Origin of the sequence: uncultured Xanthomarina sp., from assembly GCF_963971605.1 — a bacterium.
Lineage (GTDB): Bacteria > Bacteroidota > Bacteroidia > Flavobacteriales > Flavobacteriaceae > Xanthomarina > Xanthomarina gelatinilytica.
This window is the reverse complement of sequence record NZ_CAXATZ010000025.1, coordinates 1-26,348: the sequence shown is the minus strand read 5'-3', so window position 1 is coordinate 26,348 and position 26,348 is coordinate 1. Positions and strand designations below refer to the sequence as shown.

General features: G+C 36.1%; 18 protein-coding genes. 7 read left to right on the top strand and 11 right to left on the bottom strand.

All coding sequences use genetic code 11. From position 1 onward, the window contains the following. Positions 1-45: 45 nt before the first annotated feature. On the top strand, positions 46-3,447 hold the full coding sequence (locus tag AACY93_RS09860; RefSeq protein ID WP_286852962.1) for a T9SS sorting signal type C domain-containing protein: 3,402 nt from the start codon (positions 46-48) through the stop codon (positions 3,445-3,447). A 50-nt stretch (positions 3,448-3,497) separates the two neighbouring features. Here AACY93_RS09860 and AACY93_RS09855 read toward each other — a convergent pair whose 3' ends face one another. From AACY93_RS09855 to AACY93_RS09840, 4 genes are all read right to left on the bottom strand, one after another. Further along, on the bottom strand, positions 3,498-5,309 hold the full coding sequence (locus tag AACY93_RS09855; protein WP_286852963.1) for a sodium:solute symporter family protein: 1,812 nt from the start codon (positions 5,307-5,309) through the stop codon (positions 3,498-3,500). A 31-nt stretch (positions 5,310-5,340) separates the two neighbouring features. Then, entirely contained in the window at positions 5,341-5,781 is a 441-nt protein-coding gene (gene umuD / locus AACY93_RS09850) for a translesion error-prone DNA polymerase V autoproteolytic subunit (RefSeq protein ID WP_007646972.1), read from the bottom strand. A 67-nt stretch (positions 5,782-5,848) separates the two neighbouring features. Beyond that, entirely contained in the window at positions 5,849-7,135 is a 1,287-nt protein-coding gene (locus AACY93_RS09845) for a Y-family DNA polymerase (protein ID WP_286852964.1), read from the bottom strand. 628 nt (positions 7,136-7,763) lie between these two features. Then, positions 7,764-8,234: a regulatory protein RecX gene (locus AACY93_RS09840; RefSeq protein ID WP_286852965.1), complete on the bottom strand. Its 471-nt coding sequence runs from the start codon at positions 8,232-8,234 to the stop codon at positions 7,764-7,766. 126 nt (positions 8,235-8,360) lie between these two features. Between AACY93_RS09840 and AACY93_RS09835 the strand changes: the two genes are divergently transcribed. Next, positions 8,361-13,421, top strand: a complete 5,061-nt coding sequence (locus AACY93_RS09835) for a choice-of-anchor D domain-containing protein (protein ID WP_286852966.1) — start codon at positions 8,361-8,363, stop codon at positions 13,419-13,421. 135 nt (positions 13,422-13,556) lie between these two features. On the opposite strand, the gene AACY93_RS09830 is transcribed toward AACY93_RS09835, so the two are convergent. The 4 genes from AACY93_RS09830 to gdhA form a co-directional block, all read right to left on the bottom strand. Continuing rightward, positions 13,557-15,974: a TonB-dependent receptor gene (locus AACY93_RS09830; RefSeq protein WP_286852967.1), complete on the bottom strand. Its 2,418-nt coding sequence runs from the start codon at positions 15,972-15,974 to the stop codon at positions 13,557-13,559. A gap of 17 nt (positions 15,975-15,991) precedes the next feature. Beyond that, positions 15,992-16,714, bottom strand: coding sequence for a DNA repair protein RecO (gene recO / locus AACY93_RS09825; protein ID WP_007646982.1), 723 nt, complete (start codon positions 16,712-16,714; stop codon positions 15,992-15,994). Continuing rightward, positions 16,714-19,059: an ABC transporter substrate-binding protein gene (locus AACY93_RS09820; protein ID WP_286852968.1), complete on the bottom strand. Its 2,346-nt coding sequence runs from the start codon at positions 19,057-19,059 to the stop codon at positions 16,714-16,716. Before AACY93_RS09820 ends, recO begins: the two co-directional genes overlap by 1 nt. Before the next feature lie 110 nt (positions 19,060-19,169). Beyond that, the gene (gene gdhA / locus AACY93_RS09815; RefSeq protein ID WP_007646985.1) at positions 19,170-20,513 is read right to left on the bottom strand and encodes an NADP-specific glutamate dehydrogenase; all 1,344 of its coding nucleotides are present in this window, start codon (positions 20,511-20,513) and stop codon (positions 19,170-19,172) included. A 238-nt stretch (positions 20,514-20,751) separates the two neighbouring features. Between gdhA and AACY93_RS09810 the strand changes: the two genes are divergently transcribed. Continuing rightward, the gene (locus AACY93_RS09810) at positions 20,752-21,552 is read left to right on the top strand and encodes a hypothetical protein (protein WP_040491194.1); all 801 of its coding nucleotides are present in this window, start codon (positions 20,752-20,754) and stop codon (positions 21,550-21,552) included. 49 nt (positions 21,553-21,601) lie between these two features. Here the strand turns inward: AACY93_RS09810 and AACY93_RS09805 are convergent, their stop codons facing one another. Further along, positions 21,602-22,741, bottom strand: coding sequence for a cystathionine gamma-synthase (locus tag AACY93_RS09805; RefSeq protein WP_286852969.1), 1,140 nt, complete (start codon positions 22,739-22,741; stop codon positions 21,602-21,604). A 180-nt stretch (positions 22,742-22,921) separates the two neighbouring features. Here AACY93_RS09805 and AACY93_RS09800 point away from each other — a divergent pair, with 180 nt between their 5' ends. Next, positions 22,922-23,638, top strand: coding sequence for a DUF3298 and DUF4163 domain-containing protein (locus tag AACY93_RS09800; RefSeq protein WP_286852970.1), 717 nt, complete (start codon positions 22,922-22,924; stop codon positions 23,636-23,638). Here AACY93_RS09800 and AACY93_RS09795 read toward each other — a convergent pair. Then, positions 23,633-24,088 carry a DinB family protein gene (locus AACY93_RS09795; RefSeq protein WP_007646992.1) on the bottom strand — a complete coding sequence of 152 codons (456 nt, stop codon included), beginning with the start codon at positions 24,086-24,088 and terminating at the stop codon, positions 23,633-23,635. The genes AACY93_RS09800 and AACY93_RS09795 overlap by 6 nt on opposite strands. Before the next feature lie 107 nt (positions 24,089-24,195). Here AACY93_RS09795 and AACY93_RS09790 point away from each other — a divergent pair, with 107 nt between their 5' ends. After that, on the top strand, positions 24,196-24,549 hold the full coding sequence (locus AACY93_RS09790; protein WP_286852971.1) for an ArsC/Spx/MgsR family protein: 354 nt from the start codon (positions 24,196-24,198) through the stop codon (positions 24,547-24,549). Continuing rightward, positions 24,542-25,438, top strand: a complete 897-nt coding sequence (locus AACY93_RS09785; protein WP_286852972.1) for a DMT family transporter — start codon at positions 24,542-24,544, stop codon at positions 25,436-25,438. The genes AACY93_RS09790 and AACY93_RS09785 overlap by 8 nt, the downstream gene beginning before the upstream one ends. Here AACY93_RS09785 and AACY93_RS09780 read toward each other — a convergent pair. Further along, positions 25,427-25,906, bottom strand: coding sequence for an acyl-CoA thioesterase (locus AACY93_RS09780; RefSeq protein WP_286852973.1), 480 nt, complete (start codon positions 25,904-25,906; stop codon positions 25,427-25,429). The genes AACY93_RS09785 and AACY93_RS09780 overlap by 12 nt on opposite strands. Positions 25,907-26,023: 117 nt before the next feature. On the opposite strand from AACY93_RS09780, the gene AACY93_RS09775 reads away from it, so the two are divergent. Then, on the top strand, positions 26,024-26,348 hold a 325-nt coding region (locus AACY93_RS09775; protein WP_339611834.1), incomplete at its 3' end, for a YicC/YloC family endoribonuclease.

The following is a 26,348-nucleotide window of genomic DNA, read 5'->3' as shown; positions in this document are numbered from 1 at the left end:
ATTTTTTTATACCATATTTGCTTAACAACAACCAAAATCCAACTAATGAAAAATACACTACTTATTGTAACCTTAATGGTTACCTCCATGGTTTTTTCACAAGACAAATGGCCCAAGATGATGTTTGATAGAGATGCAAATTTCTATGACATTAAACAAGACTTTGAAAAATATTATCAAGAAAAAGCTGGAAATGCCCTTAAAATTCCAAAAGGAACAGGCTTCAAACAATTTAAAAGATGGGAATATTATTGGGAACATCGAGTAGATGAAAACGGTAACTTTCCAAGTGAAGGACATGTTCTGGATGAAATGTCACGCTACAACAGGTTGCACGCCACAAACCAAAGAGGCTACGCGACCAACACCGGGAACTGGGAACTTGTAGGACCTATAGCTTTACCAAACAACGGAACTGGACAATTAAACGGAAATGGACGCGTAAGCTCCATTGCTTTCCATCCAACAGACCCAAATACCATTTTTGTAGGTGCTCCTTCTGGTGGATTTTGGAAAACCACAGATAATGGGGTTACTTGGACCGAATATTCCAATGGATTGGTACGTCTGGGAATATCCAGTATTGTAATACACCCTTCCAATCCTAATATTATTTACTTAGGAACAGGAGATAGGGATGGTGGAGACGCTCCTGGCTATGGAGTTTATAAAAGTACCGATGGTGGCTTGACTTGGAGCAGTAGCAACTCAGGAATGGGCAACAGAACCGTTTATGAGGTACTTATGGACCCTAATAATCCAGATGTTTTAATTGCATCAACCAGTGGTAGCCGTATCTATAAAAGTATAGATGGAGGTTCAAGTTGGTCTTATACATCAACCAGTTCTTCAATGAAAGATATTGCATATAAACCAGGAGATTCCAACATTATTTATGCTTCAGGAACAACCGTTGATGTTTCTACAGATGGAGGTAACACCTTCAGTCAAGTAACAAGTGGTGTCCCAAGTAACGCTCAAAGAATTGCTTTAGCCGTTTCGGCAGACCAACCAGATTGGGTGTACTTGTTAGCTGGTAATGGAAGTGGCCTGGTAGGTGTTTACAGATCTACTGATAGTGGTGTAAGCTTCACAACAAGAACAACTTCACCAAATATCTTAGGATACGACACAAATGGTGGTTCTGGAAGTCAGGCTTGGTACGATTTGGTTATAGCAGCAGACCCTACCAATGCCAATATTATTTATACTGGAGGTATCAACATATGGAAATCCATTGATGGAGGTACCACTATGAACATTAACACTTATTGGGTAGGCAGTTCTGGAACCATAGATGGAGTTCATGCAGACCAACATGTTTTGGAATTTTCACCATTTAACAACGACATTTATAGTGGTAATGATGGTGGTATTTATTACTCCTCAAACCTTGGAGCCAACTGGATCGATATCAGCAGTGGATTGGCCATTGCTCAAGTATATAAAATTGGTGTGTCTCAGATTTCAGAAAACACTGTAATCAATGGCTATCAAGATAATGGAACGGCAATTAATAGAAATTCTGTTTTTCATACCGAAATTGGTGGAGATGGTATGGAATGTATTATTGATCCTACAGACGACAACTTCATGTATGGCGCCTTATATTACGGAGATATTAGACGCTCAACCAATAATGGTACCTCGTTTTCTACCATTGCAGAAAATGGTGTGAATGGTATTACAGAAAGTGGTGCTTGGGTTACCCCTTATAAATTAGACCCAAACAATCCTAACAGAATGTATGCTGGCTATGATAACGTTTGGCGTTCAGACGATGTTAAAACGCCTGCTTCTAGCGCAATTATATGGACAAGAATTTCAAATTTTGGAGGTACTTCAAACATGGTGGATCTTGCCATAGCTCCTTCTAACAGCAATGTGGTGTATGCGTCCAGAAGTGGCTCTGGAAAATTCTTTTATTCCAATAACGCCTTATCCGCTTCTCCAACATGGAATAATTTAACAGCTAATTTACCTAGTTCTTCGTCTCCAAAAGACATTGAAATAGATCCAACAGACCACAATCATCTTTTTATAGCTCTAGGAAATAACATTTATGAATCCACAGACGCAGGAAATACTTGGACAGACATATCAGGAACGTTGCCTAATATCTCGTTAAATACTATTGTAATTGACGCTTCCAGTCCTATTGATGCCATGTATGTAGGGATGGATGTAGGTGTTTATTATAAAGATAATACCCTTTCGGACTGGACACCTTTTTATACAGGATTGGCCAATTTGGAAGTAACAGAGTTGGAAATTCATTCAAACATCACAGAGTGTAGCAGTAAACTTTTTGCTGCAACCTACGGACAAGGCTTGTGGATGAGCGATTTAAAAGATCCTGGAAATGTGGCTCCAACAGCTTGTTTTAAGGCAGAAGCCACACAAGGTTGTGTAGGAAGTACCTTGGTATTAACGGATAAATCCGATTACACACCTACCTCATGGTTATGGAACATTACTCCTGCAACGTATACATTTACCAATGGTACAACAGCCAATTCTCAAAATCCAGAAGTTATTTTTACTAGTTCGGGTACTTATACCATAGCGCTTACTGTTACAAATGCCAATGGAAACCATACAACCACTAAGGTGGATTATGTAACTGTTTATCCTGGAACTATCGCTTCTGGTTTTAGTACAGATTTTGAAGGAGAAGCACTATGTGGAACAGCTTCAGATTGTGGTGCAACAACTTGTAATTTAACCTCCAGTTTTTGGATAAACTTAAGCAATGGAAGTGAAGATGATATAGATTGGCGTGTGGATGAAGGCGGAACCACTTCCAGTGGAACAGGACCAACAAATGATTACAATCCAGGTTCAACAACTGGCAATTATATCTATACCGAAGCTTCTAATTGTTTTGGCAGTACTGCCATTTTAGAAAGTTCCTGTATGATTATGGATACTGCATATAATTTGGAATTTGCTTACCATATGGAGGGAGCAAGCATGGGCAGCTTACATATAGATGTCTTTGCTGATGGTGTTTGGAATGAAAACATCATTCCTGCCGTGTCTGGGGATCAAGGAACTAATTGGCTTACAGCAACCGTAGATTTGGCTGCCTACAATGGAAAAACCATTAAAATAAGGTTTAGAGGTATTACTGGATCTGGTTTTGAATCGGATATCGCTTTGGACGACATTAAATTGGTTGATCAAAATACCATTTCCGTTACCGAGTTTGAATCCCTTACAAATACCATTGACATCTATGGTGATGACCATTTAGTGATTCATTCTCAAAAAGAAACATTAAACAATGTTGTGGTTTATGATATTTTGGGCAGACAGTTATTTAATGAAATCGATTTACATTCAAACAAGCTTGAAATAGAATCCATTAAAAAATCAAATACGGTTTTACTGTTGAAGATTACTTTGGAAAACAATCATGTTGTGTATAGAAAAATCTTATTTTAAATCCTTCGGTCATATTCAAAAATGCCAAGCAGTTGCTTGGCATTTTTGTTTTACAAAATAGTCACTTTTATTTTTTTCCAAAGCTTCATTAGCAACAGTGCAAAAATAAGGGCTGCCCCAATAAGCAATAAGCCATTCAAGTAATTTCCATAAATAATATAGCCTGTAGCGAACATAATAGAGTAAATAAGTGCACAACCCACTAACATAGCCAATATTCCCGAAGGCACACTCCAACCTGCTTTCGTATTTTCCAATTCAATGTTTTCTTGTCTAGCTTCCAATACAATTTTTTGCCATCCTGGACCTCCTGGTTGTGTTTTTTTATAGAAATGTTGCAAAACGGTTTTGCTTTCAGCTTGAGTTAAAAATGTTACTGCTACCCAAACAATGGTAGTAACCAAGACAATCATAGGGAATTTTGCCCAAGTGGGGAAAAGACCTTCTTCACCAAAAAAGTAAATCCCTAAATCTGTAAAATTTAATAAAATTGATACAATCCCAGAAACAAACATGGCCGAAATTTCACTCCAGGCATTGATACGCCACCAAAACCAGCGCAGGATAAAAATCAATCCTGTTCCTGCTCCAAACATTAAAATAATATCAAATAATTGCAAAGCATTGGTAAGCACCAAAGCCAGTAAGGCGCTACAAACCATTAAAGTTACTGTTGCCAGCCTACCTACTGTAACCAATTGTTTTTCAGTGGCGTTTTTATTGATTTGTTGTTTGTAAAAATCGTTTACCACATACGATGCTCCCCAGTTTAAGTGGGTGGAAATGGTACTCATATAGGCTGCAACCAAAGAAGCCAAAACCAGACCTAACAAGCCACTAGGCAGTTTGGTTAACATGGCAGAATAAGCCAAGTCATGCCCAAGTTTATCTTCTGCCACCAAAGGAAAGGCTTGGTGAATACTAGCTATATCTGGGAAAACAACCAATGAAGCCAAGGCAACAATAATCCATGGCCAAGGACGTAAAGCATAATGCATGATGTTAAAAAAGAATGTGGCTCCAATGGCATGATTTTCATTTTTAGCTGCCAACATACGTTGCGCAATATATCCTCCACCACCTGGTTCGGCTCCAGGATACCAAGAACTCCACCATTGAACTGCCAATGGAATGATCAATAAGGTAATTAGGGCTTCTGTATTGCTAAAATCCGGTAAGATATTTAGTTTCCCTACCACGTTTTCATGTTGCAACAATGCCTCCAAGCCACCAACTTCAGGTAAGCCAACCAGATAATAAGCTGCTCCCAAAGCACCAGCCATGGCTGTAAAGAACAATATAAAATCTGTGTAAACCACGCCTTTAAAACCACCTAAGGCACTAAAAACAACGGTTATGGTTCCAGCATAAATAACCGTTTCCCAAGGTTGCAAACCCAACATGATGGCACCTATTTTTACAGCTGCCAAGGTTACTGCAGACATGGCAAGAATATTGAATATAATCCCTAAATAAATGGCTCGAAACCCTCTTAAAAACCGAGCAGGAGCACCACCATAGCGCAATTCGTAAAACTCGATATCTGTACTGACTTCCGATTTTCTCCAGAGCTTGGCATAGACAAAAACAGTTAAAAGTCCTGTTAACAAAAAGGCCCACCAAACCCAGTTTCCTGATACACCATTGGTTCTTACAATGTCTGTTACCAAGTTGGGAGTATCTGTAGAAAAAGTGGTTGCCACCATAGAAACCCCTAACAGCCACCAAGGCATGTTCCTTCCAGAAAGAAAAAATTCGGCTGCACTTTTTCCAGATTGTTTGGAAACATAAATGCCTATAAAGAGTGTGATGGCAAAAAACAAAACAATTAAAACAACATCAAACGAAGATAATTGGACCATAAGTGTGTGGTATTTACTTTAGGTTTCTAAGTTATACTTTTTTAATGACATTGGTTACAATGCCCCAAATAACAAAATCGTTCTCTTCAGTAATTTTAATAGGCTCATAGTTTTCATTTTCAGGTTGTAGCCATACTCCATCCTTTTCCACACGTAAACGTTTTACGGTAAATTCACCATCCAGAAAACAAACTGCAATTCTATTGTGAGCAGGTTCCAGGCTTCTGTCAATCACCAATAAATCGTTATCGTCCAATCCTGCACCAACCATGCTTTGTCCTGAAACACGTGCATAAAAAGTGGCTAGTTTGTTTTTTACCAGAATGTTGTCCAAAGAGAGCCTTTCTTCTTTAAAGTCTTCAGCTGGAGAAGGAAATCCTGCTGATATGCCTGTGTCTAAATAAACAGCTCCAGATTGGTTTGAAACATCTGGTGTGAAGAAAGTGAGGGTTTCTGATTTGTGCATTATCATGGGAAAACTTGTTTTAATTTCAATATTGAATTTAGTTTTTATTTATGGTTTTTTTTTATGGACAAAATTATTTCACCTTTAAAATATCGTTTATATTGGTTGTATAGCGTGGTGACAACCGTTCCTGACGCATTTTCCAGGTGCGTTTTAAATCTTGGTTGGCCAGTTTTAATTTATGGTCGCCATACTTTCCATTTAGTTTGTCTATGGCGTTCATCAAAGGCTTATGTTTTGCGTTTTCTTGCAAAAACAAATGTAATTGATGGTTATTGGTAGGAACCAGTCCTGTAACTACAACTCCAGCACGTTTATACTTAATCCCTTTTTTAAACATGGCAGTTACGGCCTTTACAGCCTCGTTACTTATAATAAGGGAGGAGTCTGTTGGGTATGCCAACTGGATCATTTTACTAACACGATGCTGAGGCAAATCTTTTTTGTGCCTATCGCTGCTTAAGCTTACCAAGATGATATGACAACTACTTTTTTGTTTGCGCAGTTTTTCGGCACAGCTGGTAGCAAAGGTGGATATGCGTTCCTTTAAATTTTGGATATCTGAAAAGGTATATTCAAAACTTCTGGTGGTAGCAATGGCTTTTTTTGATGCCATTTCCTCCAACTGTAAGGTTGGAACACCTTCCAGGTCTGTTTTTAAACGCCATTCCACAATGGAAAAATTTTTCCTGACCCATTCATCTGAAAGCTGTGTAAACTGATAGGCTGTAAGAATGTGTTTTTCTTTTAAGCGTCTGTTCAAGGCGCGTCCTATTCCCCAAACATCTTCTATTTTTAGCCATTTAAGGGCTTTGATGCGTTTGTCTTCGGAATCAATCACGTACACGCCTTTGGTTTGCTCTGGGAATTTACGTGCAATTTTATTGGCTACCTTGCTTAAAGCTTTGGTTGGTGCCACACCAACACAGGTTGGAATGCCAGTCCATTTTAAAATGCGTTTTCTAATTTGATCTCCATATTCCTTAAAGTCAAATCTTTCAGTGTTTTGAGAGTTTTGTGTTATCCCATCAAAGCCTCTAAATTGTAAAAAAGCTTCGTCTATACTATACACTTCCACATCTGGCGTGAACTGTTTTAAGATACTCATAACACGACTGCTCATGTCTCCATACAGTGGATAATTAGAAGAAAACACTTGTACGTTGTGTTCTTTAAAAAAGGCTTCGTATTTAAAAGCAGGAGCTCCCATGGGCAAACCCAAGGCTTTAGCTTCATCGCTTCGCGCAATCACGCAACCATCGTTATTGCTTAAAATAGCGACAGGATTGTGGCGCAAACTAGGGTTAAAAACCCGTTCGCAAGAGGCGTAAAAGTTATTGCAATCTACAAGGGCATACATGGCATAAAGGTATTGAATTTTTAAAAACGTTAGGTGTTAAAATGTTTGTTGTTTGGTTGAAAAAAAATTGAAGTTCCAATAGCTAGATGTTAAGTTCTATTGCTTGTACCAAAGGCCCATACAAGTTTCTGACCTATCCTGCTATGGATCTCACTTTAAGAGCAGGTTTTCTTAGGTTGTTTTAGGGTGTGATATGGGGTTTATATTACTTACATACGGAGTAACTAGGGAGTAACTACGGGTGAACCCCTAAGGATGCTTTTATTTATAAGGGTTTAGAGTGGTTGAAAACAGGCATAACCTGTATTGATTCAAGGGAGTGAACTTTGAAAGATTAAGATACTCCTTTTTTCTTAAAGTCCAAAAAAACGAGGCTATTATTTAAGCTGTGTATAGAAAAAATGACCCGTCCTAAAATAACTATACAGATTAATAAATAAATCCTGATATCAGGATACAATTCTTTTTCTAAATCCTAAAATGATTGTATATTTTTCATACACTCTCCATACACTATCTATACTTGAGCCATACTTGAGCTATATAGAAGCTAAACTGTTTGTGGACATATGCTTACATGAATGAGATTGCCACGTCCTTCGTCTTCGCAATGACAGGTAGACTTATTTTAAAACAGTTCATGGATCTTATTGTACACCAGGTGGCTTTCCCAACCTCTATAAAGCAGGTAATCTGCCAATTTCTTTTTTTTCTTTAAAGGATTGGTTTCTTTAATGCTGGCTGCTTTTTTTTCTGCCAAGGCATGAAAGGTGTTTAAGTAGTCTGCTTCTGAAATGTCCTTAAAAGCTTCCTTGATATTGAAAGGGCTAATGTCGCGTTTTTTAAGTTCCAGTTCCAAACGTTTGCGACCCCATTTTTTAACACGGAATTTGCCACGCACATACGATTTTGCAAAACGGGTTTCGTTAAGGAAATCGTGTTCCAACAAATGCACGATAATCACATCTATGGCTTCTGGAATCATGCGCATATCCCGAAGTTTTTGGGCGACTTCTTTATGGCAACGTTCCTGGTAGGCACAGTAGTTTTCAAGGGTTCTTTTGGCTTCTTCAACCGTGTATGTTTTAACCAATTTCATAGCTGCAAGATAATAACAATTTATTAACAAGTAACCCGTTGTGAGCCATTGATTTATATGATAATTTGTGTTATATTTGAGTGCTCATTTTTAATGGGCCTAATTAATTAATCCATATTAATCCCTATGATTAAAAAATACTCCCTTGTATTAGTAGCATTTTTGTGCTTTGTTTTGTCTGGTTTTGGGCAGATTCTTACTTTTGAATTTTCTGGTTTGGCTGGAAGTGAAGTAAGTGCAAATTCCAATTTCAATAACGCAAATTTATCTTCCTCTACAATTACAAGGGGCTCTGGATTATCTGCTTCAAATAATGGGGGGAGATTTAATGCGACTAACTGGGCAACTGGAAGTATAGCTAATGCTGTTTCTGGTGATGATTACATGGAGTTTACTATTTCGCCTAATGCAACTTATCAATTTTCAGTTTCATCAATTGAAATCCATTTACAGCGTTCAGGAACTGGACCAAGAGCTATAACCCTAAGAAGCTCTATCGATTCTTATTCTTCTGATCTTGATGCAATAAAAACTATAACGGATATTACTAGTACTCAATCTTTTACTTTTACTTTTGCACAAGCTAATTCTGCTTCACCAGTTACTTATAGGTTTTATATGTATGCCGAAGCTACTGGAGGCAGTGGAGGTATTGGTGATGGTACAGGAAATGATATTATTGTAAATGGTACTGTAACATCAACAGGTGGAGGTTGTGCTATTTCAAATTCTGGTATCTCCAATATATCTTGCAATGATAATGGTACTACAACTGACGACACAGATGATTATATTACTTTTAATTTAAACCCAACAGGATCAACACTTGGAACAAATTATAATGTAAGTGTAAGTAGTGGTAGTATTTCACCAACGACAGCTGCCTATGGAAGTGTTACAACTTTTACATTGCAAAATGGTTCAGCAGGCGCAGGTGATGTTACAGTTACGCTTACTGATGATACTGATGGCACATGCATATTAAACCAGCTTATAACAGATCCTGGAAGTTGTATTTCTGGAAATTGTACAGAACTATTTATTTCGGAATACGTTGAAGGTTCTTCTAATAATAAATATATTGAGATTTATAATCCAACAAATTCTGCAATAAATTTATCGGGATACTCATTAGAATTATACTCAAACGGCAGTGCAACAGCTTCGTCAACAGAAAATTTAAGTGGAACAATTCCAGCTTATGGAACTATTGTGTATGCAAACAATTTAGCAACAATTTACGCTGGGACAGTAACAGTAACAAATGTTTGTAATTTTAATGGAGATGATGCCATCGCTCTTCTAAATGGTTCATCTTACATAGATATCATAGGAACCATTGGCGAAGATCCAGGTTCTGCATGGACTGGTACAGGAGGCCGTTCAACTGAAAACAGAACAATAAGACGAAATGCAAGTGTGCAAATTGGAGTTGATTCAAATCCTGCAAATGGTTTTCCTACATTTAACTCTGAATGGGAGGTTTATGGTCAAGATACAGTTTCAGATTTAGGCAATCATACTAGTGATTGCCAAGGCCCAACCCCAGAACTGCAATTAGTAGATGACACAGCCACGAATCAGAACTGTGGTTATACCATAGATTTTGGCGCACAAGCTGTTTCTACAAATACTGATTTAACTTTTGATATAGAAAATGTTGGGAGTGCCGATTTAGATATTAGCTCTTTTGGGATTACTGGTGATTATGCCATAATCTCTCCAACAGCACCATTGACAATTACTTCAGGAAACTCGCAAACAGTTACTATTAGGTTTACACCTACAGCAACAGGAACAAGAAATGGCGTTTTAACTATAAACAATAATGATATAGATGAAGGAACATGTGTAGTAAACCTAACAGGACAAAGTTTTACTCCTGCACCAGAAATTAATGTAGAAGGCGATTTAGGGTCTTTCCCAGATATTGCAGATGGAGACACGACACCACAAGGGACTGATAACACACTTTTTGCTTCAACAGCAATAGGGTCGTCACAGACAAAATCATATAGAATTCAAAATTTAGGAACAGCTGATTTGACCATTACTAACATTACCACAGTAGGAGGGAATGCTGCAGATTTTATAGTAGAACCTACATTAACATTTCCATTAGTAATTTCACCTTCTAGTCTTATTACTTTTGAAATTGAATTTTTTCCAGTTGCTGCAGGAACACGAAATACTACAGTAAACATCATTAGTGATGATGCAGATGAGAATCCTTACGATTTTGCTATACAAGGAACTGCCACCTGTACAGCTACCGGATTTACAATTGCTCCTTTAAGTGGACCTGTAGGTACCGTAACGACTATTACAGGAACTAATTTTGGAGGCTCGACAACTGCCACGATAAATGGTAATGCTGTTGGGGTTACTGTTTTAAGTACAACCCAAATGGAATTAATTATTCCTACTGGAGCTGTTACTGGTAACATTATTATTAATAACGACTTGAATTGTGATAGTACTATAGCATTTACCGTAATTGATAATCAAATAGGAGGTTGTGAAGGTAGCGCAACGTTAAGTGATATCTTTATTAGTGAAATTACAGATGCTACTGTAGGAGGTTTAACTTATATAGAGCTTTATAATAGAACTGGTAGTACTGTTAATCTTTCTGGATATTCTATAGGTATTCTTAGTAACGGAGAAGCTACACCAACAAATTCTATTAATTTAACAGGTAGCATTCTTGATAACGATACCTTTGTTATAGCCATAGGGGCTTCAACTTCTCCAGATTATACAGATCCAGGGGCAGATACTTGTTCTATCACAGGTGGAAATGGAGAATTGGCTGACTTAGTTAGTTATGTAGGAGGTATTAATAAAAAGGATAATAAACATGATGCTATTCGTTTATTAAAATCATCTGGAACTGTTGTTGTAGATGAATTTGGAGTTTATCAAGATGATGATTGGATGGATTCAACAAGTATTACTGGTGATAGAGGATTTAATTTTAGAAGATTAAATACAGCCTCTCCATTACCAGATCCAACATTTACTTTAGCAGAACTAGGCAATTGGAACATAATTGATTGGGCAGGGTCAGGTTTATCAACTTGTAGCATAAACGATTATTCAGATATTGGAAATTATGATTTTTCATTAGGTACACCTCCAACATTAACAGTTCAGCCTAATTTACCAACAAGTAATTGTGATCTTTCTGCAACTATAAGCGTTACTGCTACTGAAGGTTTTTCAGGTGGGAATCCATTAGCTTATCAATGGTATTATTCAGCATCTGGTGATACTGGATGGACTCCAGTACCAAATGCTGCACCTTATAGTGGTTATAATGCTGCAACATTAGATATTAGCAATACATTAAATCTGGATGGCTATCAATATTATTGCCAAGTAAGAGAAGATGATGCACTTTGTTTCAAAGCATCTAATGCTGTAAAACTTCATGTTACTAAAACTGTTTGGGATGGAACGGATTGGACCAACTCTACACCTCCAGATGAATTTACTGTAGCTGTTATTGACGGGACTTATGATACGGGGTTTCATGGAGATATTGACGCTTGCCAGCTTATTATAAATTCTGGAGTAGACCGCACTTTAAATGTGGAAAATTCCACTTATGTTAGAGTTGTAAATAATGTTATTAACAACGGAAGCATTACAGTTCAAACACATGGTGCTTTTGTACAGGATGGTGTGGGTGCAAATGCAGGCACATTTACTAACAATGGTTCTGCTAGTGTAATTAAATATACAGATATTTTAAATGACTGGTATGAGTATACCTATTGGAGTTCTCCAGTTGTGAATCAATTGATAAATGCAGCTACACCAGATACCCCAAATTCTAGAAGGTTTTATTTTGAAACTGCTAATTATTTAGATGAACATACTGTTGGTACAACTAACAATGTCCCAGATGATATTGATGATGATGGTAATGATTGGCAAAACGCCTCAGGAGATATTATGGAATCAGGCAGAGGGTATGCCACAACCTCCTCGCCTTTAGGTTCGTTTCCTGGAGTTGACCAAGCAATTTTTGAAGGAACATTTTTTAATGGTGATTTACTTAAACCAATTATAACCAATGGTTTTTCTGGAGATAACGATTGGAATTTGGTTGGAAACCCTTATGCTTCAGCTATTGCTTTTAATGATTTATATACAGAAAATAACGCAATAATTGATGGAGCTGCTTATTTATGGTCTCAAGCATTACCTCCTTTAATTACAAATCCAGGTAATGAAGTGCTAAATTTTAATCAAGCAGATTATGCAATCATTACTACTGGAAGTGGTAATATTGCAGGAGGAAGTACTGTTATTCCTACATCTTTCATTCCTTCTGGTCAAGGCTTTTTTGTTAAGGCAATAAACTCAGGTGGTGATTTGAGGTTTACAAATGCCATGCGTCGTGCAGACAATACTAGTAATAATCAGTTTTTTAGGGTTGATAATTCAAATCAAAATACTTCAAACAATCAAACCAATAGGTTATGGGTTAATTTAACTTCGGATAATGGTGTTTTCAATCAAATTTTAATTGCATATGTTGATGGAGCAACAAATGGTTATGATGGTTGGAGCTATGATGCGCCAAGAAATCTATCTAGTGGATTAGCTTCTGTAATTTACACATCAATTGAAGAGGTTGATAACATAAGATATGCCGTTCAAGGAAAACACCCTAACAGTTTGAATTTAGATGAAGTTATTCCACTCGGCTTTTACACAACTATAAATGAAGCAACTTTATATAGTTTGTCCATTGAGCAATTTGAAGGGGAGTTTTTCTCCAATAACAATGTTTTTGTAAAAGACAACCTATTAAACATTATCCATAATTTAAATAATGCTCCTTACACATTCACCTCAGGAGTAGGTGAGTTTAATGAGCGTTTTGAATTGGTGTTTAGGGACTCTTTCCTTTCGGTAAATGAAGAAGAACTTACTTCAAACCATGTTAGTATCATAGAACATGACAATGGAGAGGTTACATTTAAGGTTCCAAGTCAATATAAAATACAAACTGTTGATATTATAGACCTTTTAGGAAGAACTGTTTACAACTTAAAAGGAAATAGTTCCACCGAAACATACAATCTTTCTAATTTAAGCCAGGCAACTTATGTAGCTAGAGTAACTTTAACAAATGGGCAAGTGCTCACTAAAAAGGCTGTAAAACGTAAGTAAGCTTGTTGTTTAGTTGTTGTTTGATGTTGAGAAGCGATAATACACTTTGTAGACACTTCGACAGGCTGAGTGTGACACAAATTAGAAGAAGCCACTACAACACATGTTTGTAGTGGCTTTTTTGTTTGTTTTTAGTTACAAGCTATAGCTTAAAGAAATAATCAGGTTTCTTCCTGGAGAAGCAATTCCTGAGGAATAGGTTTTATAACGTTGGTCTGTGATGTTCTCCAAACTGGCTGTTAGGGTTGCTGCTTTCGTGATTTGGTATTGGGTCCTTAAATTTAAGGTGTACCAAGAAGGAGCGTAAGGGTTTCCGTTGTCGTCTAGAGCATACATATAATCCTTGCCTTGTTCTGAAGGTGCCAATTGATAAAAAGACAATTCGCTGTTATATTCAGCGAAGGCATCGACTAAAAATTTATTTTTTTGCCAAATAAAATGGGTGTTCCCAAAATTAGGCGACACATGTCTCGCTGGAACTTCACTGCCATCTGCATCCTCTTCTTTTCCACCAGTAACATTATATTGGGAGGTAAGCTTAAGATGATTGGTCAAGTTTAAACGCACTCCAGCTTCAAAGCCATATATTTTGGCATCAGAAGCATTTTGTATGGCCTGTACATTGCTCAATTCACCATTATACATAATTTCAGTTTCTCCATTTAAAGTATAATCCCTTCTTACCAATGCTTGATCTAAATAGGTATAATAAGTAGCGACATCAAAAATAACCATATCATCAAAATTTAGGGTTAGACCTAACTCGCCACCATAAGCATATTCAGCCTTTAAATCTGGATTAGGCACAACCACAGAACCAGGTTCTGAATCGAAAACCTTTCCAATATCATCAATATTGGGTGCCCTAAAAGCCGTAGATAAATTAAATCGCCATTGTAAAATATCATTGGCTAACCAACTAATTCCTGCCGAACCCGTTAAAGCTCCAAAATTTAGATCGGTTTCAGTAAAAGGTAAATTTAGAAATTGATTGTTTTCGGTGAAATTGGCATGCATTAAAATATAATTGTAACGTAAGCCAGACTGTAGGATAAATTTATGGTTTGGTTTAAACTTAAAATTGGTATAAGCTGCCATGGATTGCCATGTAGAACCATTGGGATATCTAGACACGATTGGAGCAGTTTCGTTGGTCTCTATGTTCAATTCCTTGCCTATGGATTTTACTTTATTGTACACATATTCCACACCATAGAACAATTCGGTTTTTGGAGATAGTAATTTTTCAAAGTCGGCATTAAACGACACTGCATCTACAGCTTCTTCTGTCATGCTTTTCATCACATCTCGATAGTCCCTATCGTTTCTGCTTTCTTTAAAATTTTGATAGGCTAGAGTTGTTTGAATTTTATCGTATAAATTGGAACTGCTGCTTATTTTGGTCATTTGCAGGTTACCCATAAACCATTGCTGTGGACCGTAATACCATTCAGCTGAACGTAAATCATCTCCCCGATATCTAATTAATCTATCGTATCTTGGGTAATCCGATGTTTTTGTATAAGTTACACCTAAATCGAAACTTAAGTTTTCTTGTGGCTCAAAACGTACTTTTTGCATGAGGTTTATTTGGTCATAACCTGTTGGCACTTGTAATTTAGGGTTGTCATTAGACACTATTTGGTCCTGGCCATTATTGGTTACCACATATTCTGGTCTTAAATAATCGTCTGGTCCATGGCTTCCCATTCTTAGGTCGTCAAAATCGGAATATGAAACACTGGTTAAGAACGCCCATTTTTTGAGACCGAAATTTAAATCCAGATGACCTGTTTTTTCTTTGTTTGCCGTTGCATATCTAGCAACAGCATTGGCTTTAAAATACAGCTTGTCTGAATAGGACACTTGTGGTTTTTTGGTATAGAAGCTCATAACACCTCCTATGGCATCACTACCATAAACCACAGAACCAGCTCCAAGGGTAATTTCTGTGTTTTGTATGGTAAACGGATCGATAGAGATGACATTTTGAAGGTTTCCACTTCTAAAAATGGCGTTGTTCATTCGCACACCATCTACGGTAAGCAACAATCTGTTGGTTGAAAAACCTCTAATCATAGGGCTTCCTCCTCCTAACTGACTTTTTTGGATATACACATTCCCAGAGCTTTCCAACAAATCGGCACTGGTTTGTGGATTTGAGATTTGGATTTCCTTGGCAGAAATTCCAATAATTTTTTGAGGAATGTCTTTTTTGTTTTGTTCAAACTTAGAGGCAGAAATAACTATTTCATCCAGACCTTCAATTTTGGCTTCCAATAAAACCGTATGGTTGTTGGCAATGATGGTCTCTTTTTTAATTTTTAACTTTTTGTGGAGTAAATCTTCAAAATAAAGATATTCAGAGTCTGTAAAAGAATTTAAAGAGGCCATCCCTTCAAAATCTGTTATCACCATTATGGTTTTAGTTTGGTTATAAATAGTTACACCAGGAACGGGTAGCCTAGATTCACTTTCTAATACTTTAATTTCTTGGGCTTGAGCAGGTATGACAATACAGAGCCAGAGACCTATTGTTAAAAACAATCTCATGTTGGTTAGTTAAAAATTTATGAATTAAATACTTGATTAAAAATTTCCATGGATTGAGGTTTTCTGAACCCTTCCAGATGCAATTCAAAATATAAAAGCATCATTTTTAAAAAAGACTGTCTTTGATTTGAATTGATTTTAATCGTGTTTAACTTATCAAAATTTATGCCCAAGAGGTGTTTTAAGAGAATTATATTTTCACCTGAAACTGCATACATATTTGTTTTGTGATGTTGGAAGGTTCCTTCTGCCAAATTAAACCAAGATTCGTTGTTTTGTGGTAATTCAGGATAAAATCCTAAATGTTTGGTGAGCTTCAGTAAAAACAGCAAATGGAAGTTGGCATAATGGTTATGGGTATCCAACCATTGCAAAGTGGTTTCCAGGTAGGTATAAAGATGTTCGTTTGATTCTTCTTCTTTTAAGGTGCTGGTTAGAAGTTCGGCCAAAAAAAAAGTAATGGCGCTTTTTATTACATGGGTTTGTAAGTTACTGTACAGATAGTGCACCTTAACCTCTTTAACTTCCTGCAAAGACCTATTGTTTTTGTGCAAAGTGACTAGCTGTAATTGGGATAGCAATTGAAAATAGGCAGATTTTGAATTTCCTTTTTTAGAACTGGATACGTTTCTAAGCAAATAACTTACAAGACCATATTTTTGAGTATAACATTTAACAATTAAATCGTTATCCCTGTATTTTATCTTTGATAAAACAATGGCATTTGTAGTTGTTAGCATTATCTCACCACCATTAGTTTAAGCACCTTTGTTTCGTAAGAATCCAAATCGGATAGCATGATAAGATACACTCCAGAGGCAACAGAGTTATTCCCTAGGTTTTTTCCATTCCAATAGGCCGAACCTCCATCTATCTCTAAATTGTAACCTCTATATCTGGTATTTACGTTGGATTGAGCTTCTGCTACCAAATTACCTTCTATATCTGTAATTTTAATATTCATATTTTCGGTAATGCCTCTTATTTGAATTTTTTTATCATTCATGTTATAATCCGGTCTTACTGGATTTGGAAAAATAAAGGCATTTTCTAAGGTAGTCATGGTCTCTGAACCACCGGAGCCGTAGGACACCAGTCCTTTGTCTGTAGCAATGTAAACTATGCCGTTGGTTTGGTCAATGGCAACATCTACCACGTTGTTTGTTGGCAAAGGGGAGTTGTCTTTTGTGAAATGGTAAATGGTTTCTTGGCCATCTGATGAAAAATAGTATAATCCAGCACCAATAGTTCCAATCCATTTGTTGTTGGAACCATCCACCTCGATGTCAGACACATAGGTTTGAAATAAAAGTTCTTGTGGCAATCCATCATCCAATACAATAATAGATTGCGCTTCTATTGCTGGATCGGTAAAGAAACCTGCCGTATTGTACAACACCCTTAAACCATTAATTGTACCAATCCAGATTTGATCTCTTTTATCAATGGCCAATGAAGAAACAAACGCTGTAGGCATGTTCTGTTCTTCGGAATACAACCCTCTAAGTTGTCCATCTTTGTAGCCTATAAGTCCATTTTTATAAGCTCCAATCCATTTGGTGCCATTAGCATCAATTTCAATATCGCTGTAACCCCATTCGCCTTCTAAAGCATCGGGAATTAAATCTGTAAAATCATAACTATTCCATTGATTTGAGTTTGGATCATAGGATACCAATGGTTTTGCAACACGAGCTGTCATGGTCCATAAAACGCCACTTGAATCGAAGTTAGAGGCACTGACCCTAATACTTTTATAATTAGGTGCACTGGGAATCACGAGGGATCGTAAAGCACTATTGGACTCATCATACAATACAGTGGGAACATCATTATTTACTTCCAATAATCCATCTGAGAAGGAACTGATAAATACTTGTTGGTTATTAAATGGGTTTACAGCTATTTTATTTAAATTTCTGGCTCCTAAAACACTATCAAATGGCACATTTACCCAGGATTCATCTATAAGGTGGCTAAAACCCCACTGCCTAATTGGAGCAGGATTATACGTCAAGTTGTAGTCTCCATAGGAAACCCAAAGATTATTAGGAATGGTTTGTATGGCAAAGGCATTATTTCTTAAAGGACCGTCTGGATGTATTTCTGTTATATCTGTTTGGTTGGCATATGCTATTTTTAAAATACCATAATCTGTAGTTCCAATATACATATACTCACTATCAAAAGTTGTGACAGAAAATTCAGTAGGGTAATCTGGAAGTATTGGTACAACGGTTATTTCATTAAAAGCATTGTCGAAAAAATAAGATTCATTTTTAGTAGTTACAAATAGATTGTTATTGGATTCACTAAAATCTAAAATTGGATCTGGTATGGTTGTAATTGAATTTATAGAAGTGTCTATAACCTCAAATACCTGTCTATTTGCCTTAATGATATAAATTCTATCATCCATTGTAGATTCTACAGCAATGACATTACCACCTGTTACGGTTTGCCATTCCTGAAAGTCTATTAAATTGTCACTGTTCACCAAGGCTCTTTTTAAGCCTCCACCATCTAAACATGCAGCAAAAATATAGCCTCCAGAAATAGCGGTTTGTTTAACCCTTAACTGAGAACCTCCAGAACCAATGTAATAGGTGTCCCCAAATTCCAGTCTGGACATATCGTATACTGAAATACCATAATCAGTGGCTATATAAAGCAGCTCATTATATTCTTCAAAATGATTAACCCTTTTGTCATTAGGAGGAATGGTTGGTTTTTCCAATATATCAACAACCGTTAAGATATTGGTATCATCTTCCAAAGCAATTTCTATAAGTCCATTTGCATAGCCAATAACGAGCATTTGATATGCTTCGCTATAATGAATGGTTGAGATTTCTTCACCTGAAAGTCCGTTTATAGTTGTAAGTGTTTCCATTTCAGAGGACATAAGATCATAAGAAAACACAGCATTCTCTGCAGCCACGTATATTTTACCATTACCTTGTGTGACATCCTTTACATTTAGGTAGGAAAAGTGTCCTTTCCATAACGCAGAATAATCCTGGGCCATTAAAGATACTGGAAACAAGATGATTAAAATTAGGTAGTTTCTGATATTCATAGTCATTTAAAAACTTTTCAAATATATCTATATATAACGAGTTTTAGAATAAAAACATATAAATTGAACAAAAAAAGCTTCCAATTTGGAAGCTTTTCATTTTTATATTTAGGAAATTATACCACTCCTTGTGCCAACATGGCATCTGCCACCTTAACAAATCCAGCGATATTCGCTCCTTTCACATAGTCAATATAACCATTATCCTGTGTACCATAAAGAACGCAAGACTCATGAATGTTATCCATGATTTGTTTTAACTTGGCATCCACTTCGTCTCTAGTCCAATTTAGCCTTAAAGAGTTCTGGCTCATTTCCAATCCGGAAGTTGCCACACCTCCTGCATTGGATGCTTTTCCTGGAGAAAACATCACTTTTGCATTCTGGAAAGCTGTAATAGCTTCAGGTGTGGTTGGCATGTTAGCACCTTCTGCCACTACCTGAACCTTATTTTTTATTAGCATGTGTGCTTCTGCTTCGTTTAATTCATTTTGAGTGGCGCATGGCATAGCTACATTACAAGTTACAGACCAAGGTCTCTCTCCCTCATGGAAGGTTGCAGAAGGGTATTTATCAAGATATTCGTTAATTCTACCTCTTCTAACATTTTTGATTTCTTGAACATAAGCCAATTTTTCTGCATCAATTCCATCAGCATCGTAAATAAATCCTGAAGAATCCGATAAGGTTACTACTTTGGCTCCAAGTTCTGTGGCTTTTTCACATGCAAATTGTGCGACGTTTCCAGATCCAGAAATCACCACAGTCTTTCCTTGAAACGTATCATTTTTTGTGGCCAACATATTTTTGGCAAAATACACGCAGCCATAACCTGTAGCTTCTGGTCTAATTAAAGATCCTCCAAAAGAGATACCCTTTCCTGTTAAGACACCTGTAAATTCGTTTCTTAATCTTTTATATTGTCCGAACATATATCCAACTTCTCTTCCACCAACTCCTATATCTCCAGCAGGAACGTCGGTATCTGGACCTATATGACGGAATAACTCTGTCATAAACGATTGACAAAAACGCATAACTTCATTATCGCTTTTCCCTTTAGGGTCAAAATCACTTCCACCTTTTCCTCCACCCATTGGCAAGGTTGTAAGCGAGTTTTTAAATACTTGTTCAAATCCTAAAAATTTTAAAATGCTTAGGTTTACAGATGGGTGAAAACGCAAACCACCTTTGTAAGGTCCAATAGCAGAATTGAACTCTACCCTAAACCCTCTATTTACTTGAGTCTTTCCTTGATCGTCAATCCATGGCACTCTAAAGATTATTGTGCGTTCCGGCTCAACCATTCTCTCTAACAACATTTTATCCTGATATTTAGGATTCGCTTCTATAAATGGAATTACAGTTTCTGCCACTTCATGTACAGCTTGTAAAAACTCCGGTTCATGCCCATTCTTTTCCTTTACAAGACTTAGAAAAGCATCTATTTTATTTTTCATTTAATTTAAATTTAATACTGTTGTGTAATTTGTTAATTTGTTCAGCAAATATACATTATCTTTAAAAATTAATTATTATTTTTTGTTTTTTCACAATGTTTATTGGAGAATAAATTATTAGATTTAGCTTATTAAAGTAAAAAACTACCTGTAATTTGCATTTTATCCGATTTATTTGGTAGTTGGTCGAGTTTTTATATATTTGTTTATTATTATGCTCTAATTATCGAATGCTTATATGTGCAATTTGAAACAGTTAACCGTATTCTTTTTCCTACTTATTGGAATTCAGTCAAGTTTTTCTCAACTTGGATTTTCACATGAAATTGGAGCCATAGTAGGTCCTGTTCAATTTCGATCGGATTTTGGAGTTCGAAATGATGAAGGTACCAATTATGGAAACTCAGGATATGGAATAGGTATTGTACACTACATCAATTTTGCCTACAGAGCAGATTGTAATTGTTATTCTACAGACACCTATTTTAACGATCATTTCAAATTAAGAAGTGAGATTTCCTTTAACAAAACCAAGCTAGATCATCATGGGCAATGGGCTGATGGAAATTCGGTTGATGCTGCCAGGCTAAGAGCCCACACTGGGGAAGCCAATAATTTTGATATTGGTATGCAATTAGAATATTTTCCTTTAAGTATTCGAGACTTTATGGCTTTTGCATACAGGTTTGCGCCTTTTGTGAGTTTAGGAGTTCATTATACATCGTACAACCCTAAGGCATATACCAATTTTATGGATCCTGATACAGGAATTGTAGATGGAAACATTAACAATGCCAACAATTTCTGGAGTGCTTGGGAACCTGGTTCTATAGACCCTTCCAAAGGGAGTACTTGGTCTGTGGTAACCAGTATTGGAGTTCGATATAAGTTAGCTCCTCTATCTGATTTGATGCTGGATTTGAGATGGCAGTATTATGGAAGTGACTGGATAGACGGTTTAAACCATCAATTATCTTCTAACAAATATAACGATTGGCTAATCTGGTTGAATTTTGGATATATTTATTATCTGGATTAAAATTTTAAAACACATAAGACACCAAGACATGTTCTTGGTTTTTTTTGGTTTAATTTATAGCTTGTTTTAAGTCTTCAATCAAGTCGTCTATATCTTCAATGCCAACACTTAACCTTATCAAGGAGTCTAAAATCCCTGTTTTTTCACGCGCTTCCTTGGGTATGCTGGCATGTGTCATACTTGCAGGATGTCCTGCCAAAGACTCAACACCTCCTAAAGATTCTGCCAAGGTAAACACCTTTAATGTTTCAACAATTTTAATGGCTTCTTCAAAATTATTCCCTTTGGTAGAAAATGACAGCATGCCACCAAAACCTTTCATTTGTGCTTTTGCAATTGCATGATTTGGATGATGCTCAAATCCAGGCCAATACACGTGCTCTATCTTGGGATGGTTGGATAAATATTCGGCTACTGCTTTCCCATTTTCACAATGACGCTGCATTCTTACATGTAGGGTTTTAATGCCTCGTAATACCAAAAAGCTATCTTGAGGGCCACAAATGGCTCCACTGGAGTTTTGAATAAAGTAAAGTTTGTCTGCCAAGTCTTTATCTTTTACCACCAAAGCTCCCACAACCACATCGCTATGACCACCAAGATATTTAGTTGCAGAGTGCATGACAATATCCGCACCCAAAGTTAATGGTTGTTGCAAATAAGGGGTTGCAAAAGTATTATCAACAGCAAGAAGCAATTTGTGTTTTTTTGCTATGGTTGCACATGCTTTTATATCTATAATGTTCATCATTGGGTTGGTTGGGGTTTCAACCCAAATAAGTTTGGTATTTTCGTTGATGTAAGCTTCTATGTTTTCAGCTTGTTGCATCCCAATAAAGTGAAACTTAATCCCAAATTTTTTATATATGGATGTAAACAACCTATAGGACCCTCCATACAAATTGTTTGTAGAGATAACCTCATCGCCTACTTGCAACAGTTTTAACACAGCATCTATGGCAGCTAAACCAGAACCAAAAGCCAGTCCGTAATTCCCGTTTTCAAGACTTGCTAAAGCATTTTCCAAGGCTGTTCTAGTTGGGTTATGGGATCTGGAATATTCGTAACCTTTATGTGCTCCAGGTGTAGATTGAGCATAAGTTGAGGTTTGATAAATAGGTGGCATAACAGCGCCATATGCTGGATCGTGTTGTTGGCCTCCATGTATTGTTTTGGTGTTGAATTTCATGGGTTGTAAAGTTTTAAGCCAATAAGAAACCTGTTTGCTTTCTTATTTAAAGTTCATTAAAAATGTAAGGGTAAAGCTTACCATTACAAATTAAAAAATTATTTCATACAAAGTTACTGTTTCATTCGGTCTATTGGAATGCAATAACTACCTTTAACATCATCTTAATCCTTTAGTGCCATGCGTTTTAAAATTTTTATTTATGCCATCATCATTTCTTTAATCTCACAAACTTGTAAAGAGGAAAAAACCGTGGAGTTTCAAGAAGTTACCAAAACTACAACAAACAATAAACTACTTGAAATTCACATACCAGAAGCTTCTGGAAACGATGATATTTCCAAAAACATTAATTCTTCCATCCATCAGCATGTTATAAATTCTTTAAACATAAAAGATACTGAAGCTCCAGCCTTAAAAACCATAGAAGAAAGTATTGATGCTTTTAACAATGAGTACGAATCTTTTAAGTCTGATTTTCCTGAAACCATTATCGCATGGGAAGCTCAAATAGATGGTGAAGTCATGTACCAATCTGCGGATGTTATTTCACTCTCCATTACAACCTACATGAACACTGGTGGTGCTCATGGACACTTAAATGTTTCTTTTTTGAATTTTAATGCCCAAACAGGTAACATGTTGAAAAATGAAGACCTGTTTGAAGATTATTTAGCATTTACCAAGATTGCCAAAACGTATTTTGATGAGGAAATTGCAGATAAAAAAGACCTGTATTTTGAACCAGATAATTTTACACTTCCCGAAAATATTGGATTTAACGAAGAAGGTGTTATTTTGCTTTACAACACCTATGAAATAGCTCCATATTCTTCTGGAATGACTGAAATACAGATTCCATGGGAAGAATTACAGACTTCATTAAACTATTTATAGAGCACGTTTTAGCGCCAAGATATAACCTAAATGAATGCCTTCATGAAAATTATTGAAATCTATGGCTTCATCTACATTTGTTAAAGTGCTTTTGGTAGTAACCGTGTACTCATTATAAGTTTCAAATACGTTATTGTTGTAGTCTTCTTTTGTTTTTTCTATGGTAGAAAACAGCAAACCTTTTATCAAATCCACTTCAGCCCAAGTAACATCTTGTTCCGGTTTGGTGCCTTTTCGGTATTTTTCTACCATGTCGTTTGTTAAAAGCATTGGCAATCCAGACAAATTGTAAACCAACAATTGCTGAGTGACAATGGTATGTGCAATGTTCCAAATAATATTGTTATTAAAGCCTTTGGGAACCTTGTTGAGTTCTTCTAGAGTGAAGGTTTCTAAAAACGTTTTAAATATTGCCCTATTTTTGTTTGTAATGTCAAAAGCCCAATCCATCTTGTTATTTTTTATTAAAAGTAATTATTTTTTCAATAAAAATGGACGTTCTTTGTCAAGAGAAAATAAATGTTAACACAAAAGTTACTCACTAACGTGAGCATAAAATGAAGAAGGTCTATTATTTAAAAACTTGCAATACCTGCTTACGTATTTTAAAGGAACTAAACCTACCTTCCGGGTTTGTTTTACAAGACATTAAAAACGAAGAGATTACTGTTAAGCAACTTGAAGAAATGAAACAGTTGGCTGGCTCCTATGAAGCCCTTTTTAGTAAAAGAGCCAAGCTTTACAAAGAAATGGATTTAAAAAATCAAGACCTGAAAGAAGCCGATTACAAACAATATCTTTTGGAACATTATACCTTTTTAAGTCGCCCTGTAATTGTTTACAACAACCATATTTTTATTGGGAATTCCAAAAAAACAATCCAACTAGCCAAAGAAGCCATACATGGATAAAACCAGGGTTTTTGCGCTTATTGCTGTGTTTTTGGTGCAGGTTATTTATGGTTTTACCTTTACGTTTGCCAACGATGTTATTGACGATGGATTTATAAAACCTTTCGGTTTTATTTTTATACGTGTTTTGGGAGCAGCCATTTTATTCTGGATTTTAAGTTTGTTTACTCCCAAACAACGCATAGAACCCAAAGATTTTATCATACTGTTTTTTGCTTCTGTTTTTGGTATTGCCTTAAACATGTTAACTTTCTTTAAAGGTCTTGAATATACAACTCCCATCCATGCCTCTGTAATTATGACGGTAGTTCCAATTGTGGTGTTGGTTTTGTCTGCTTTTTTCTTAAAGGAAAGAATTACCGGTTTAAAAATTATAGGGATTTTACTCGGCTTTTCAGGTGCTATAGTATTATCGGTTTACGGCAAATCCACTCACGTAGCAGATCATATTCCTCTTGGAAATTTACTGGTATTTATTAATGCTGTTTCTTATAGTATTTACCTTATTATTATAAAAAAACTAACCAGCAAATATCATCCATTTACGTTTATAAAATGGTTGTTTTTGTTTGGGTTTATTTTGGTTCTGCCTTTTGGATATGGCGAATTTTCTACCATAGCCTGGGCTTCTTTTTCACCATATATTGTATTTTCAGTCTTATTTGTAGTGGTAGGGGCAACCTTCACCACTTATCTTTTAAACCCTATTGCCTTAAGGCATTTAAAAGCTTCAACTGTAAGTACGTTTTTATATATACAACCTGTAATTGCCAGTATTTTTGCTTTATTAATGGGAAGTGACACTATGAATTTAATTAAAATTGTAGCTGCTTGCTTAATTTTTACAGGTGTTTATTTGGTAACCAAAAAACCCAAACTATATCGTTAAATGAACCGGTTTTTTGCCAGAAACCCTTGTGTCTTCTTTTGTAAGGGTTTTATAAGCATCAGATTTTGGGAAGGTGTTTTTAATGGCCAATAAGGTTTCCGGCAATTTGGTTAACTTTCTGGAGTTAAGATCCATCCAAGCACCAAGCATTTCGCAATGGGCAATGTTTTCTCCTTTTTCATTGTAAAAATTATGATCGAATTTAAAAAACATCCCATCTTCACTTAAGCCAGAAACCTCTAAACCAACCACGATTTGCTGTCCTAAAAATGCTTCTTTAAAATAATACATATGTTCATAAAACACCACAGGACCCATATGGTATTCACCCAAAGTTTTCATACTAAAACCATTTTCAACCAAAAAGGCCATTCTGGTATGACTCATAAAATTAGTATAAGCACTGTTGGCCAAATGCCTGTTGGCATCTACATCACTCCATCTAATTTCAAACTGTTTTTTGTACATCTTGCATCTGTTTTTAAAAGAACAAATTTACATTTTTATATTATGCACGCATAACAAAATTAGTGTTTTCTAAACCTCAATATTTACCTACCTTTGTAACATACTATAAATAAGTTTATGATACACTCCATGACAGGTTATGGCAAATCGGTTTTACAATTGCCAAACAAAAAAATTACCATAGAAATAAAATCCCTTAACAGTAAAAATCTGGATTTGAATGCCAGAATGCCTTCTATTTACAGAGAAAAAGAACTGTCTTTAAGAAAACTTATTGCCAACACATTGGAACGTGGAAAAATAGATTTTTCCATATATGTTGAAATTACTGGTGAAGAAACCACCACACAGGTAAACAAAACCGTTATAAAACAATACATCAAGCAACTGAAAGATATTGTGGATGGGGACGAAACCGAACTTTTAAAAACAGATGCAAGAT